We start from the raw sequence: 14,511 nt of genomic DNA on the forward strand, positions 1-14,511 counted from the left end.
CTCTTAGTCAATTTTTTTATACAACTCCAACATTTCCAGTGCTACTTCCCGCAGAGTCATGGTTGTCATCAAGTGATCCTGAGCGTGTACCATGATAATTTCTACCTTGATGTCTGTACCACTGGCATACTCTTGTAGCAGATCAGTCTGTGACTGGTGAGCTTTTAAGAACTCTTCATTGGCTTGATCTAATTTTTTTTCGGCTAGGTCATAATCTCCTTGTCGCATAGCGTCAAAGGCTTCATGGACAATAGCACGCGCATTCCCAGAATTGAGGATGATTTCAAATGCGGCAACCTGTAACTCTTCTGTATTCATACCTTTAATTCCTTTCTCCTAATTGTAAAAATAGTGCTTTAAACTCTTCAAAAGTTTGGCAGGCCAAGATTTTAGACTGTAGTTCCGATTGATCAACTAAGTCGGCAATACTGCTAGCAATGATCGGCAAGGCATCATTTTCATAGACAGACATAGAAATCAAAAATATCAATCGAATTCTTGGGTAATCACTGCTCCACTGTAACCCTTGACGGACAAGGGCGACAGCCACACGATGCTTGGTCCCAACCGCTTTTAGCGGGTGAGGAACCGCTATGCTATCGCTAAAAACTACCGAGCTCATCAGCTCCCTTTGCTTAACCATCTCTAACATCCGACTTTCAAAGTGATGACCTTCATAGTCAGCAATGCTATGGATAAGCTGGGGGATAACCTTCTCTTTCTCAGCATTATCAAAAATGAAGAAGGATTCTTTTGCAAAAAATTCATCAAAAACTTGCTCTAATGAGCTATGATCTTTCTTTGTGATATGACCGATGCGTTTCTTTTGTTGAAAACCAGCAATTTCTTGCCTGATATGACTAATCTCCTCATCATCTAAAAACACAGATACTGTAAATACTGGAATGTTGAAAATAAGGGTGGAGAGATCAATCGATGAAACAATAAAATCAATGCCTTCTAGCTTTTCATCACTAATCTCGTAGTAGCCAATAACATCAAGGATACGGACGATATTTCCCAATTCGTTTTCAATACGGCTTTTGAGCATTTGGGCGCTGCCATAACCTGTTGCACAAATAACGAGGATATTGTATTTGGTATGCTCTTTGTAGCGTTCTTTAGCCGCCATGAAATGAAGAGCGATGTAAGCCAATTCATCTTTTGATACAGAAAACTGGCTGAAGGCCGGCATGAGCGACAAGGTCTTTTCAGCCAGTTGATACATATCTGGATATTTGTTCTCAATCTCATCCGTCAGCGGATTATCTAAGACCACCTCGTTTTCCAAGCGTATCAGCATGGTTGAGAGGTGGGATAGCAGGCCTTCGATCAACTGAAAATCATTTTTGACAGCTGGATTTAGTGTATCGATGGCTGCCAGTAACTCTTCTCGGATACGATCTTCCTGCTCCTGGACGATGTGATTGGCATTCGCTTGCTTTTTCGTTACTAAATGTAGGGTGATGTAATCGACTTCCTCACTGGGAAAATCGATCCCTGTCACCAAGCTGATTCTATCTAGGATACGCTGGGCAATTTTTCGCTCATAGCGGTCAGCAATATCGACTGCCTCGGTAAGTTTACTAATCTTGAACCCTTCGGTAATTCGACGAATTGCTAGAGCAATGTGAATGACTAAGTTTTGAATAACATAATCGGAGAGTTTTAATTCTCCTTCTCGGCATTCATCAAGAACGATAATCGTGAGTTCTTCAAAGCTAATCTTTTGACTCAATAGATCATTATCAACGTAGGTATGCAGGGTATTAACGAATCCCGAACTGATGAAATAATCCATGATAAAGCGTCTCTTATCACGTTCACTACCAGTGATATAAACACCTCTATTAGGCTTACTCTCAATTTTTAGATGATAGGGAGTAAATTTTTCCCGAATTTTTTTAAAATCACTGGACAAGGTTGAACGGCTGACATAGAGCTCATCAGCTAAATCATCAAAGTAAATTTCATTTTGCTCAAAAAGAAGTTTATTGAGCAAATAGTTGTAACGGTCGTTGATATCAGAGACTTCCCTATAAGGAAGCTGGGAGAGATTGAGATGCTGCTCCTCCAAAAAATCAGATAATTCTTCATCATCTAAAATATCCAATTTATAGCCATGTCCCTGCTTTGAGGTCAACTCTAACCTAGGGTAGGCAGATAGCTTATCCACTAAGGATTTGTAGTAGGTCCGAATCGTTCTATCTGAACACTCAAGTTGATCAGCCAATTCTTGACTGGTTGTATAGTGATCCTTGTTTTTAATAAGAATCTGGAGAATTTGTCTTTCACGTTTGTTCAGCATGAGACACTCTCCTCTCACTAAATTTAGATATTTTCCTTAACCAAGGCTGCCATTTTCTCAATCCCCATTGGAATAGGGATATAGGCTTGTGGTGGAATTTGAACAATAGGCTTGTTCTTTTTAGCAGCAGCATCTGCCAACTGCTTGAAATTCATTTTTGTCTGAGGGCTGACCAGATAGAGGTCGTATTTATCTGCTTCAATACGTTTTTGACCCTCTGGCACACCAACGGCATCCATTTCAATGTCTTCTCCCTGTTCTTGCAACATGGTCATTGTCTTTTTAGCGATCATGGAAGAAGACATACCACCTGCACAGATAATCAAAGCTTGTTTTGCCATAAGATAAGACTCCTTTATTAGTTTATTTCTATTTTTATTATATAATAGCGCTTTCAATATGTGCATGGCTACTTTTTCCGTATCCTAGCGGAAAATCTCTCTATTGATACGGAAACTATGGAAATCTATTTCTTTAAAATTTCCGCAAAAAAGACCAACCTTTTCAGTTGGTCTTTTGCCTTTATAATAAGTCCACTTAAACAACCTGCCGGTAAGTGATGATAACGTTTTTGAGCTTAAGCTGATATTCTTGCATGATTAACTGCCGCAATTTAACATCATTGATGGTTGATGCAACGACAAAACCATCTGGCGTTTCATATTTTATGGATAGAACATTCATCAGATTGGCATTTTGGCGAATATCCGGCTTATCAGTTTCCTTAAAACTAATGAAGTATGTGCTCGTCAGCTTGCCATTTTTCCCCTGATAGGTCGGCGTGGTTATTCTTTTTCTTACCCACAACACAAGGTAAACCATTAGGACTAGTATAGCAATGGCAAGTAAGCTATTCAAAATAGTATGCCACATAAACATCACCCTTCCTTCTCTGACTATTTTTAGAAGCCATTCAGATGGATTAGTATTAGATTTAATAACGCATCTAGCAGACTATAAGTGTTCTCCATTTGAAGCAATGACCTCTTTATACCAGTTGAATGATTGCTTAGGTGAACGGGCATAGGTTCCTGTGCCATCATCATGTTTGTCCACATAAATAAAACCATAGCGCTTGCGCATTTCACCTGTTCCTGCAGATACAAGGTCGATACAACCCCAAGGTGTGTAGCCCATGAGGTCAACACCGTCTTCATCAACAGCCTTAATCATCTGTTCAATATGGGCTTTTAGGTAATCAATCCGATAATCATCATGCACCATGCCATCCTCTGCCACTTGATCAATAGCGCCAAAACCATTTTCTACAATAAAGAGCGGCAGGTGATACATATCAGTAAACCAGTTGAGAGCATAACGCAGGCCTTCAGGATCAATCTGCCAGTCCCATTCAGATGCTTTAACGTAGTTATTTTTGACCAAGTCTTCTGTTTCCAAATAGTCATAATGTGGGTTATTTGGACGGTGACTGTCAATGGCAAAGGACATGTAGTAGCTAAAGCCGATATAATCAACGGTTCCAGCTAATAAGTCTTTCTTATCTTCTTCAGTCACATCAACATCAATGCCTTTACGTTCCCAGTATTTTAGGATGTGTTCTGGATAATAGCCATGCACATGTACATCAGCAAAGTAATAACGCTTTTGCATGGCTTTTTGCGCCATCAAAACATCAGATGGCTTACAGGTTGCCGGATAGATAGGGCACATAGCAATCATGCAGCCAATCTGCAAGTCAGGATTAATCTCATGACCAATCTTGACCGCACGCGCAGACGCTACCAATTCATAGTGGGCTGCCCTGTACATAATAGCTTCACGGTCATCGCCTTCTTTATAGACAATACCTGAATTAGTAAAAGGTGCAAAATCTTCTTGATAATTGGCTTGGTTGTTGATTTCATTGAAGGTCATCCAATATTTAACCTTGTCTTTATAACGACGGAAACAAACTTCTGCAAAGCGAACAAAGAAATCAATAACCTTGCGGTTGGTAAAGCCACCATATTCAGTAACCAGATGATAAGGCAACTCAAAATGCGACAGAGTCACCACAGGCTCTATGCCATATTTGAGACATTCATCAAAGAGGTCATCATAAAACTGCAGGCCTGCTTCATTGGGCTCAGTTTCATCCCCATTTGGAAAGATGCGGGTCCAAGCAATAGACGTCCGAAAACATTTAAAGCCCATTTCTGCGAAGAGTTTGATATCTTCCTTGTAGCGGTGATAAAAATCAATGGCCTCATGATTAGGGTAGTATTTACCTTCAATCACACCATCAGTAATCTCACGTGGAACACCATGGCGACCTGCTGTCATGACATCAGCAACGGAGACGCCTTTACCGCCTTCTTGCCAGCCACCTTCCAGTTGATGGGCTGCTACTGCACCACCCCATAAAAAATCTTTTGGTAATCTAGACATTTTTCCCTCCTGATACTAAAAACTTTGTTAGGCGGAGGTCCCATAACGGTTACCTCTGCCATTTCATCTCAATTATAGGAGGAAAAAGTAAGAATGACCATATATATTTTTTCCTCACTTATAAGGAAATTTATGTTTTTTTCTGCTCTATAAAAAGAGTCTGAAGCAAAAGCTCCAAACTCTTTGATAGTGTTTTACAGTTACTGGACTAGCACAGAGAACTTTTTGCCCACTCACTCTTATAGTTCTGCGATTTGATAAAGCTCTACTTCAGCTGCTGTTTCTGAGCCAAACATATTGATCATAATTTTGACCTTGTTGTTTTCAATCTCAGTAACACGTCCTTCTTGTCCCATAAAGGCTCCGTCAATGATTTGAACAACATCACCAACCTTAATATTGGTATCAATGACATCGACTGTTTGTCCCATCGATAGAAGGATGGCACGGATTTCCTCCTCCAAAAGAGGTGTTGGTTTTGAGCGGTTACCATGAGAGCCTACAAAACCAGTGACATTTGGTGTATTACGGACAACAAACCAGGCTTCATCCGTCATGACCATCTCAACAAGAACGTAGCCAGGGAAACGATTTTCTTCGATTTCCTTGGTTTGTCCATTTTTTTCAACATTGACTGTCTGAGTCGGTATCTCGACACGTAGGATATTTTCTGTCATATTGTAAGTCTGCGCACGTTGCAAAAGATTTTCTTTTACTTTATTTTCGTAACCTGAGTAGGTTTGAAGGACAAACCAGCCCTTATCAAATGAGTCTAACATTGGCATTTCCTTTCATAATAAAAAAGCCTTTTAGGGCTTTCTTTTTTCTTTGCCACCATTATAACATAGATTGGTCTTTTTTACATTTTTAATTTTCTTAAAAAATGGTATAATGCTACAGTATGTATCAAAGAGAACCAGCTGTAGACTCAGCTGCCGCTCTAAGATCCAGCTCAAAGCTATAAGCTATATAACTTTTTGAGTAGATTTTGTTTGTTTTACAAGGAGACTATAGAGATGATGAATGAAAAAGAATGGGTTGAGTTTTTCGAACTGATCAACGGTCGTAAACCTAGTCCTGCTGATTTTGAACAGGGAAGACTTGCTGGGGAGTTTACACCGGATGCTCAGTCAAACTCGCAAACAGCACCTATCCAGGAAGCTGAGACCCCAGCACCTGCAAGCCCTGAAATGACACAGCCTGCTGCCCAAGCACCAGCAGAGCCTGTCAGTCCTGCCAACACACCCGTATCTCCACAGGTCAATCCCAATCCTGCAGTTTCTAATCCAGGAGCTGCCCCACAGGTATTTGCTACTAACCAGCAGGCAAACCCTAATATGACCTTTCAGTCAGCACCTGCGCCTAAAGCTCCTAATAAGTTTATGAGTTTCTTCAAAAAGAAACCTGGTAAAAAAGGCTGGCCTTTATGGCTCAATCTTACCCTGACTGCTGTTGTGGTTATCCTTATGATCTTTCTGGGTATCTTTGCCTCCAGAAGTCAAAGAAAAGCAGATGTTCAGAACATCAGTGGTGATTGGCAATTAAAAGAGGCTTCTATCTACAAGGATGATGATTGGGACAGCTTCTATAAAAATGGTAGTATTAATACTGAAGATGAAGATGACTATGACTATCTCGAAGCTAACTTCTATGTGACGGAAGATAATGACACCTTGAAGTTTTATGGCGGTTATGATGTATCAGAATTTCTTGATGAACTAGGTGATTACTATGATGAGTCTGATACTGTTTCAGAACTTAAAAAGCTAGATCCAACATTCGTAACCCCTTATTTCTCTGTTCCTAGCCACCCTAGCTTGGAGATGACCATCCACTCTGAGGATCATAGTCTCGGTGTTCGTGCTGATGACAATGATTACAAGGAGTATCTCCCTCTCTATGTTTACGCTAAGGAAGAATCAGATGCGGATGCTTACGATGGCGATATCGAAGAACTAGAGGCAAAATATTTTATGATAGACGGTGATTTGACTATCGTCTACTACGAAGATGATGATCCGGTCTATATGGAACGTTATGAGGCTTTATCTAAGTCTAATGCTAATAAAATTAAAAAAGATGCAAAAGATCACAGTAGATCATTTTCAGACTGGGAAAAAGGACCTACTACCGGTGATAGCGATAGCGACGACTCTATATCAGACAAAGAACGCAGTGCTTTCCAAGCCGGATAAGCTTACCCATTACTAAAAAACAACCACTCGATAAAATCGGGTGGTTGTTTTAGTTCTCTTATCGATAAAGAAAAGCCCTAGAAAGATTGAACAAACTAGGGCTTTTAGTCATTTTTAAAACGGTAAGTTAATATTGGTTAATAGATAGTCCATGGCAAATCGTAAACCGAAATCAAAGGCATATATGATTGCCGTAAAGAAAGCCGTATACTCAATAACAGCTATAAAATCAATCCAACGTTGCTTTGGCGATGGCCAGTTCGTCTCTTCTAAAATCTGAAAAATTCCAGCAATAAATTTCACGGTATCTCCCCTTTATGTGTCCCTCAGTTATCAGCGCGTTTCCTTGTGCAGGGTATAGCGCTGACAATGCTTACAATATTTATTGACTTCTAAGCGTCTTGGTTTTGGAGTGCTGCTCACGCTGATCGAGTAATTACGGGACCCACACTCTGAGCAGGCCAAGCTTGCTTTTTTCTGCGCCATGACAACCTCCAATGTTTCTCTATCTCTCTAGAAAACCCTTAGTCAGAACCAATAGTTCCCTTTAAGCTTTTCCAGTAAAAGATATCTCAAGCTTTATCTTGTTTATTGTAGCATGAATGACCAAAGGGTGCAAGGGGGACAGTGCACTGCTGCTCTCACTAGTAGAGCTGAGTTAGGCTAGGTGCTAGCTAAACAAGCCGGTAAAACTGTCCCAAGCATCCTTGGCTTTATCGATTATTCCTGAGTCTTCCACAGCTTTACCAACCTTATCTTTGGCGTCATTAGCTGCATCACCGATACGGTCGACGATTCCTTTTGACTCTTGATTGTTTTCATTGCTATTTTGGCTATTAGGATCATAGGTCAGCTCTTGGCCGTCTGTCATATAAGCGTTCTGCTGTTTAAACTGAGTTCCCTTGGTATAAGGGAGAATATAGCTGGCTACCTGGCTAAACACGGCATCTGATGAGCTGTAATCGCCAACGATATAGTGATTTTTATCAGTATGTTCAAAGCCGACCCATTGAGCAATCACCACATCTGGTGTATAGCCGATCACCCATTCGTCACTGACCAAGTCCTTATTGAAATCAGTCTCTGTTGTCCCTGTTTTACCAGCCATAGTGTAGCCATAGGCATTAGCATTGACCGCTGTCCCATTAGAAAAGGTTCCTAGCATCATGCTGTTTAGCTTATCACTGACTGACTTGCTGATGACACGTGACGAAGCTGACTTGTACTCGACCAAGGGCTTACCAGACGCCGTCTCGATACGGGTAATAAAGTGACTTTCATTCATCACACCATTGTTGGCAAAGGTTGAGTAGGCTTGAGCCATTTCTAGAGGATTGGTCGTCACACTTCCTCCCAATGCTACTCCTAGATTCTTGGGAACCTTATCCATATTTAGGCCAAATTTCTTCCCATAGTCAAAGGCTGTGCTGACCCCCATCTCATTGAGCAGATAGACAGCAGGGATATTGTAGGAATTGGCCAAAGCTTGGTACATAGGCGTTGTTTCAGACTCATAGCCATTATAATTTTCAGGCGTATAGCCCTTATAGTCCCGTACTGTATTTGGCAAGTCTTCATCAATATCATAGCCTTCAGCTACGGCTGGTGAGTAGACCACTAGCGGTTTGATGGTTGAGCCGGGGCTACGTTGCGATTGTGTAGCATAGTTGTAAGAACGAAAGGTCGGGTCACTGACATCGCCGATACGTCCGACTAATCCACGGACTCCTCCGCTTGATGGATCTACAGCAACACTAGCTGACTGGGCTGTACTGCCATCGTAGACAGATGTTGGAAATAGGGAGGTCTGGGCATAGACAGTCTGCATTCCCTGTTGATAATTGGTATCTAATTCGGTATAGATCTTATATCCATTGTTTAGGATATCTTTTTCTGAGATGCCATATTTATTAATGGCTTCATTGACCACCGCATCAAAGTAAGATGGATAGTTGTACTCTTCAATTTTACCAGCATAATCGTCTGATAGCCGAGAATTCATGTCAACGGCTTGGAAACTCTTGGCATCGCCTTCTTTCAAATACCCAGCAGCTACCATATTTTGGAGGACGGTATCTCGCCGATTGGAAGCATTTTCCAAGGAGTTCAGAGGGTTATACATTTCTGGCCCTTTAAGCATCCCAGCTAGAGTGGCAGCTTCATCAGTCGTCAGATTAGCCGCACTGGTACCAAAGTACTTGTGACTGGCGTCTTCGACCCCCCATATTCCATTTCCGAAGTAGGCATTGTTCAGATACATGGTCAAGATCTGATTCTTATTGTATTTTTTATTGATTTCTACTGCTAGGAAAAATTCCTTGGCCTTACGTGTTACCGTTTGTTCTTGGCTGAGGTAGGCATTTTTGGCTAGCTGCTGGGTGATAGTGGATCCCCCACCGAACTTACCACCTGTCAAAACGGCCAAAAAGAAACGTTTGTAGTTAATACCACTATTTTTGTAGAAAGAGCGATCCTCAGTGGCTATGACCGCCTTTTCCAAATCATCAGAAATCTGATCTAACTCAACATAAGTTCCCTTATTTCCCATCAGATCCCCAGCTTTTTGACCATTTTTATCATAGATAACGGTTGAGGATTTGAGAGATTCTTGCAGATCAGAGACATTGGTTGTCTTTGCCAGATAAAAAAGATAGGCTGCAATAAAGAGCACCAGGGAGGTCAGAGCGATCACTAAAATTTTAGTGATCTGATAGCGTCTCCAGAAGCGTCGGATCCAAGACTGCCTGTCTGGGATGATCACCTTAAGAAAGGACAGCTTGGGGTGCTTATCAATAAATTTATCAAGGCGTGATTGGTGTTTATGGCTTTGACTGCGATGATAAGGACTTTCTTCGACTTGGAGTGACTCTAATCTTTGTGTCATACTCAGTTCATCACTGGGCTCCTGCTCAAGCGTTTTTTGTTCTTTGTTAAAAATTTTTTGGCCAAGAGTTTGGCTTATTTTTTTGATACGGTCTAAAAACTTCATAGCTTTATTATAGCAAGAAACTCCTGAAATCTAGGAGGAAAACCTCTTTTATGATAAAATCAGACCATGACTATGACAATTACCATTAAGCTGCCCGAGCATTTTAGAACCAGTACTGTCAAGGATTTGCTTGAATCGCATTGGCTGGTCCCTCGTAAGATCAGACATTTTCTACGAACCAAAAAGAACCTGCTAGTCAATCACTCTCCCATCAACTGGCAGAGTCCCGTCCAAGCAGGGGATGTTATTACTCTGCTGTTCGATGATGAAGACTATCCCCAAAAATCTATTCCGATGGGAGATCCAAAACTCATTGATGCCGTTTATGAAGACGAGCATCTCATTGTCGTCAATAAGCCTGAAGGAATGAAAACACATGGCAATGAGCCAAGAGAGATTGCTCTGCTCAATCATGTTTCTGCTTATGTCGGCAAGACCTGCTATGTCGTCCATCGTCTGGACAAGGAGACTAGCGGTCTGGTTCTCTTCGCTAAAAATCCTTTTGTCCTACCGATTCTTAATCGTCTGCTGGAAGATAAGAAAATTCGTCGTCAATACTGGGCATTGGTAGACGGAAACTTTAGGTCGGATTCTCTTAGCTATAAAGACTCAATTGGGCGCGATAGACATGATCGGCGCAAACGTATAGTCACCTCTAAGGGAGGACAGACAGCTATAACTCATGTCACCAAGTTAAAGTCTTTTAAGCACTGTACACTGGTCAACTGTCAGCTGGAGACTGGTCGTACCCACCAGATTCGTGTCCACCTTTCTTATCACGGTTATCCCTTAATTGGAGATCCTCTCTACCATCCTAATCCTTCCGGACGTCTGATGCTACATGCTCATGAGCTCACCTTTATCCATCCATTTACAGGAAAAACTATCGAGTGCTCTGTGACCTCTCAAAGCTTTGATCATCAATTACAGTCGCCTAGCCTGCTTTAAAGTCCGTTGCTTTGCGCAATTTCTTATGCTACAATGATTATGTTCAAATTAAACTTATTTTTAGGAGGAACTCTCATTGTCTCGTGTACAATTAAAAACACTGGCTAAGCAAAAATTAGCTGGAAATTGGGGCTGGGCTGCCCTGGTAACCTTGGTCAATTCCGCTATTGCCTTGGTGTTGAGTATCATTACCAGTGGATTTGGTGGTATCATTAATATTTGGCTAACTGCTAGCTTGATGTTGGCTCTGTTGCATTTAGTAGACCAGCGTAAAGAAGATAATGTCTTTAGTGCAGCATTTACTGGCTTTACCGAAGGACGTGCAAGTGCTATTTTGTTAACATGTCTTCTTAAAGCAGTCTTTCTCTTTCTTTGGGGTTTATTGCTGGCCGTCCCTGCTATGATCAAAACTTATTCTTACGCTATGTCTAACTATATTGTCGATGATTTGGTCAGTCAAGGACGTCAAGTTGCTCCTACGGAGGCTATTACTAAATCACGTCAGTTGATGGACGGTCATAAGTTCGAATTATTTGTCCTGGATCTTAGCTTCTTGGGCTGGGCACTATTAGCCTTATTAACATTAGGAATTGGAAATCTTTGGTTGTCTCCTTACATTTATGCGACACGTGCGGAATTCTACCGTAAGCTAGTTCAAGAAAAGCCTGGTATCGTTACCGCTAATTTTTAATGTTCTAGTCTATTAAAAAGTGTTCTGGATAAAAGTCTAAATCCGTTAGCATTATTCGCTCATAAAAAAGAGCAGCGTTTCATCGCTGCTCTTTTTTGTCTTTTCTGACTGATGATATTCTATTACATCATGCCACCCATCATACCTGGGTCCATGGCAGGAGCGCTAGAACCTGCTGATTCTTCTGGATGATCAGCCACAACAGCTTCTGTTGTCAAGATTAGACTAGCTACTGAGGCTGCGTTTTGGAGGGCAGAGCGACTAACTTTGACAGGGTCAATAATACCTGCTTCAACCATGTCTACCCAGCTTCCATCAGCAGCGTTGAAGCCTGTTCCAAGCTCACTGCTTTTCAATTTTTCAATAATGACAGATCCTTCGTAGCCAGCATTGCGGGCAATTTGGCGGACTGGTTCTTCCAAGGCACGCAGAACGATATTGCGTCCAGTGGCTTCATCACCATCAACCTCAATAGCCGCAACATTTTTAATGACATTGACAAGGGCTGTACCACCACCGGCTACAATCCCTTCTTCAACAGCGGCACGAGTGGCATTGAGGGCATCTTCGATGCGGAGTTTCATTTCTTTCAATTCGGTTTCAGTTGCTGCCCCGACCTTGATGACAGCAACACCACCAGAAAGTTTAGCCAGACGTTCTTGTAATTTTTCACGATCAAACTCTGACGTTGTGGTTGCTAATTGTGATTTAATCACATTAACACGATCAGCAATAGCTGAGGCTTGACCAGCTCCTTCAACGATAACTGTTGAATCTTTATCAATAGTCACTCTGGCTGCTTGACCTAGAGTAGCCATGCTAGCATCTTTGAGTTCAAGTCCAAGGTCTTCAGTGATCACTGTACCACCTGTCAAGATAGCAATGTCCTCCAGCATGGCCTTACGGCGATCACCAAATCCTGGTGCCTTCACTGCTACAACGTTGAAGGTTCCACGAATCTTGTTAAGAACAAGAGTCGGAAGCGCTTCTCCATCGACATCATCGGCAATGATCAAGAATGGACGATTGGTCTTAAGGACTTCTTCTAACAAGGGTAGGACTTCTTGAATATTTGAAATTTTCTTATCGGTAATCAAGATGTAAGGATTTTCAAGATCAGCGACCATTTTTTCGTTATCAGTTACCATGTATTGAGAAAGGTAACCACGGTCAAATTGCATCCCTTCAACAACATCTAACTCAGTTTCCATACCACGAGATTCCTCGATGGTGATGACACCGTCGTTGCCAACTTTTTCCATGGCTTCTGAGATGTATTCCCCAACCTTTTCGGAACGGGAAGAGACAGCTGCTACCTGAGCGATAGCCTCTTTGCCAGATACAGGCTGAGCATTAGTTTTCAAGCCTTCCACAGCTGCTGATACAGCCTTTTCAATCCCACGACGAATACCGATTGGATTAGCACCAGCTGTGACATTTTTAAGCCCTTCACGGACAATGGCTTGTGTCAAGACAGTCGCTGTTGTTGTTCCGTCTCCGGCAATATCATTGGTTTTTGAAGCAACTTCTGAAACCAATTTGGCTCCCATATTTTCAAAATGATCTTCTAATTCGATCTCTTTAGCAATAGTCACACCGTCGTTGGTAATTAAGGGTGACCCAAATGATTTTTCTAGTACGACATTGCGTCCCTTAGGGCCAAGCGTTACCTTGACAGTGTCAGCTAAAGCATCTACACCACGCACCATAGCAGAACGTGCATCTGATGAAAATTTAATATCTTTTGCCATAATGATTTACCTCTCTTATGTTTGAATTAGTCTATAATCGCCAAAATGTCTGCTTCACGAATGATAGTGACCTTATCGTCACCATCTTTAACTTCCAGACCTGAGCCGTTCTCAACCAATACGTTATCCCCTTGGGATACACTTGGAGCAATAAGCTCACCAGTCAATGTACGAGCACCCTGGCCAACTGTCAAGACCTTGGCTGCTTTTGCGGCTTCATGTGAACCACCGGCCAAGACAAAACCACTTGCCGTTGTTTCTTCTACTTCTTCAAATTTTACAACAATACGATCACCTAATGGTTTTAACATAATAGACCTCCAATATTTTTTAGCACTCTTATCTTTCGAGTGCTAATTACAGTTATTATTCTATCATTTGGTCAAAAATAGTCAAGAAAAAAGCCTTACTTTATTCTTGGCTTTTTTGATTATTCTTTGATCTGGGCGCTATCACACGATTTTGTCCAGAGCTGCCGCAATGCCATCATGATTATGATCCAGAGTAATATTGCCTATACGTTCCTTTAAGGCTTCAGGTGCATTACCCATGACAAAGGCCTGTCCTACTGTCTCCAGCATCTCTAAGTCATTATAGTTATCTCCAAAGGCAATGGTATCTTCCATAGCTACCTGATAATAGTCAGCAAACTCAGCTACTGCTTGTCCCTTGTCAATACCAGCAGCCATAATTTCAATTAGATGGGGTAGAGACTTGGCGATAGAAAGATTGGTGAATTCATCCTTTAAGATCTGCATGACCTTATCTGTCTTATCTACTGGACACATGACCAGAACCTTATGAGCTTCTGTTAAATTTGTCAGTTCAGATAGCTCTACTGGCGTTGATTTTAGACCAACGACATCTTCTTCCTTGGCAACCAGGCTGTGAGCTTGCTTGGAGGAATACCAATCTTGATAGGAGTAGATATTCCAAGCTAAATCACTCCCTATCTCCTCGATTTTTTGAGCCACTGAAATAGCTGTCGTCATCGCTAGTGAATGAGAGGCGATCGTTTGTTTATCGTCTGTCTGCAAAAGAGCACCATTGTAGGCGATGATAGGTGTGATCAAACCAAAGTCCTCGGTAATCGGTCGAATAGCTTCTGGCATACGGGCAGACACTGGGACAAATAAGAATCCCTTGTCGACACTAGCCTTGATACTTGCCTGAGTCTTTGGTGTTACGATATGGTCTTGATTTAAAAGTGTTCCATCAATATCACTGAAAATAATTGGCAT

15 protein-coding genes are annotated in these 14,511 nt (G+C 41.6%); 3 read left to right on the top strand and 12 right to left on the bottom strand.

Annotated features, from left to right (window positions below; translation table 11 throughout):
* Window positions 1-3: 3 nt before the first annotated feature.
* From AC4HAJ_RS02300 to nusG, 6 genes are all read right to left on the bottom strand, one after another.
* The gene (locus tag AC4HAJ_RS02300; RefSeq protein WP_491078551.1) at window positions 4-318 is read right to left on the bottom strand and encodes a PTS cellobiose transporter subunit IIA; all 315 of its coding nucleotides are present in this window, start codon (window positions 316-318) and stop codon (window positions 4-6) included.
* Window positions 319-322: 4 nt separating this feature from the next.
* A complete protein-coding gene (locus AC4HAJ_RS02305) occupies window positions 323-2,308 on the bottom strand; it encodes a BglG family transcription antiterminator (protein ID WP_491078552.1) in 1,986 nt (661 codons plus the stop codon).
* Window positions 2,309-2,331: 23 nt separating this feature from the next.
* Window positions 2,332-2,649 carry a PTS cellobiose transporter subunit IIB gene (locus tag AC4HAJ_RS02310; protein ID WP_004230081.1) on the bottom strand — a complete coding sequence of 106 codons (318 nt, stop codon included), beginning with the start codon at window positions 2,647-2,649 and terminating at the stop codon, window positions 2,332-2,334.
* 196 nt (window positions 2,650-2,845) lie between these two features.
* Window positions 2,846-3,187 carry a hypothetical protein gene (locus AC4HAJ_RS02315; RefSeq protein ID WP_491078553.1) on the bottom strand — a complete coding sequence of 114 codons (342 nt, stop codon included), beginning with the start codon at window positions 3,185-3,187 and terminating at the stop codon, window positions 2,846-2,848.
* Between the two features lie 75 nt (window positions 3,188-3,262).
* Window positions 3,263-4,696, bottom strand: a complete 1,434-nt coding sequence (locus AC4HAJ_RS02320) for a 6-phospho-beta-glucosidase (protein ID WP_491078554.1) — start codon at window positions 4,694-4,696, stop codon at window positions 3,263-3,265.
* 239 nt (window positions 4,697-4,935) lie between these two features.
* Entirely contained in the window at window positions 4,936-5,475 is a 540-nt protein-coding gene (nusG, locus tag AC4HAJ_RS02325; RefSeq protein ID WP_491078555.1) for a transcription termination/antitermination protein NusG, read from the bottom strand.
* Window positions 5,476-5,712: 237 nt separating this feature from the next.
* On the opposite strand from nusG, the gene AC4HAJ_RS02330 reads away from it, so the two are divergent.
* On the top strand, window positions 5,713-6,891 hold the full coding sequence (locus AC4HAJ_RS02330; protein WP_491078556.1) for a hypothetical protein: 1,179 nt from the start codon (window positions 5,713-5,715) through the stop codon (window positions 6,889-6,891).
* 114 nt (window positions 6,892-7,005) lie between these two features.
* Here the strand turns inward: AC4HAJ_RS02330 and secE are convergent, their stop codons facing one another.
* The 3 genes from secE to pbp2a all read right to left on the bottom strand — a co-directional run bounded on the left by secE (window position 7,006) and on the right by pbp2a (window position 9,880).
* Window positions 7,006-7,194 (bottom strand): preprotein translocase subunit SecE, encoded by a 189-nt coding sequence (gene secE, locus AC4HAJ_RS02335; protein ID WP_491078557.1) that lies wholly within the window; start codon window positions 7,192-7,194, stop codon window positions 7,006-7,008.
* A 30-nt stretch (window positions 7,195-7,224) separates the two neighbouring features.
* Window positions 7,225-7,377 (bottom strand): 50S ribosomal protein L33, encoded by a 153-nt coding sequence (gene rpmG, locus AC4HAJ_RS02340; protein WP_491078558.1) that lies wholly within the window; start codon window positions 7,375-7,377, stop codon window positions 7,225-7,227.
* Window positions 7,378-7,561: 184 nt separating this feature from the next.
* Entirely contained in the window at window positions 7,562-9,880 is a 2,319-nt protein-coding gene (gene pbp2a, locus AC4HAJ_RS02345) for a penicillin-binding protein PBP2A (RefSeq protein ID WP_491078559.1), read from the bottom strand.
* Between the two features lie 72 nt (window positions 9,881-9,952).
* Here pbp2a and AC4HAJ_RS02350 point away from each other — a divergent pair, with 72 nt between their 5' ends.
* Window positions 9,953-10,828, top strand: a complete 876-nt coding sequence (locus AC4HAJ_RS02350; RefSeq protein WP_491078717.1) for an RluA family pseudouridine synthase — start codon at window positions 9,953-9,955, stop codon at window positions 10,826-10,828.
* Between the two features lie 76 nt (window positions 10,829-10,904).
* Window positions 10,905-11,519, top strand: a complete 615-nt coding sequence (locus AC4HAJ_RS02355) for a DUF975 family protein (protein WP_491078560.1) — start codon at window positions 10,905-10,907, stop codon at window positions 11,517-11,519.
* Between the two features lie 122 nt (window positions 11,520-11,641).
* Here AC4HAJ_RS02355 and groL read toward each other — a convergent pair whose 3' ends face one another.
* The 3 genes from groL to AC4HAJ_RS02370 all read right to left on the bottom strand — a co-directional run bounded on the left by groL (window position 11,642) and on the right by AC4HAJ_RS02370 (window position 14,511).
* The gene (groL, locus tag AC4HAJ_RS02360; protein ID WP_491078561.1) at window positions 11,642-13,270 is read right to left on the bottom strand and encodes a chaperonin GroEL; all 1,629 of its coding nucleotides are present in this window, start codon (window positions 13,268-13,270) and stop codon (window positions 11,642-11,644) included.
* Between the two features lie 26 nt (window positions 13,271-13,296).
* Window positions 13,297-13,581 (bottom strand): co-chaperone GroES, encoded by a 285-nt coding sequence (gene groES, locus AC4HAJ_RS02365; RefSeq protein ID WP_491078562.1) that lies wholly within the window; start codon window positions 13,579-13,581, stop codon window positions 13,297-13,299.
* 141 nt (window positions 13,582-13,722) lie between these two features.
* Window positions 13,723-14,511: a Cof-type HAD-IIB family hydrolase gene (locus AC4HAJ_RS02370; protein WP_491078563.1), complete on the bottom strand. Its 789-nt coding sequence runs from the start codon at window positions 14,509-14,511 to the stop codon at window positions 13,723-13,725.

This window comes from Streptococcus sp. ALY_211 (genome assembly GCF_058314555.1).

What these genes read in the sequence shown, in the direction of transcription:
- AC4HAJ_RS02370 (WP_491078563.1), bottom strand. Translation starts at nt 14,511, where the DNA reads ATGCCAATTATTTTCAGTGATATTGATGGAACACTTTTAAATCAAGAC.
- AC4HAJ_RS02305 (WP_491078552.1), bottom strand. Translation starts at nt 2,308, where the DNA reads ATGCTGAACAAACGTGAAAGACAAATTCTCCAGATTCTTATTAAAAAC.
- groES (WP_491078562.1), bottom strand. Translation starts at nt 13,581, where the DNA reads ATGTTAAAACCATTAGGTGATCGTATTGTTGTAAAATTTGAAGAAGTA.
- groL (WP_491078561.1), bottom strand. Translation starts at nt 13,270, where the DNA reads ATGGCAAAAGATATTAAATTTTCATCAGATGCACGTTCTGCTATGGTG.
- AC4HAJ_RS02350 (WP_491078717.1), top strand. Translation starts at nt 9,953, where the DNA reads ATGACAATTACCATTAAGCTGCCCGAGCATTTTAGAACCAGTACTGTC.
- pbp2a (WP_491078559.1), bottom strand. Translation starts at nt 9,880, where the DNA reads ATGAAGTTTTTAGACCGTATCAAAAAAATAAGCCAAACTCTTGGCCAA.
- rpmG (WP_491078558.1), bottom strand. Translation starts at nt 7,377, where the DNA reads ATGGCGCAGAAAAAAGCAAGCTTGGCCTGCTCAGAGTGTGGGTCCCGT.
- AC4HAJ_RS02320 (WP_491078554.1), bottom strand. Translation starts at nt 4,696, where the DNA reads ATGTCTAGATTACCAAAAGATTTTTTATGGGGTGGTGCAGTAGCAGCC.
- AC4HAJ_RS02310 (WP_004230081.1), bottom strand. Translation starts at nt 2,649, where the DNA reads ATGGCAAAACAAGCTTTGATTATCTGTGCAGGTGGTATGTCTTCTTCC.
- AC4HAJ_RS02330 (WP_491078556.1), top strand. Translation starts at nt 5,713, where the DNA reads ATGATGAATGAAAAAGAATGGGTTGAGTTTTTCGAACTGATCAACGGT.
- AC4HAJ_RS02300 (WP_491078551.1), bottom strand. Translation starts at nt 318, where the DNA reads ATGAATACAGAAGAGTTACAGGTTGCCGCATTTGAAATCATCCTCAAT.
- nusG (WP_491078555.1), bottom strand. Translation starts at nt 5,475, where the DNA reads ATGTTAGACTCATTTGATAAGGGCTGGTTTGTCCTTCAAACCTACTCA.
- AC4HAJ_RS02315 (WP_491078553.1), bottom strand. Translation starts at nt 3,187, where the DNA reads ATGTTTATGTGGCATACTATTTTGAATAGCTTACTTGCCATTGCTATA.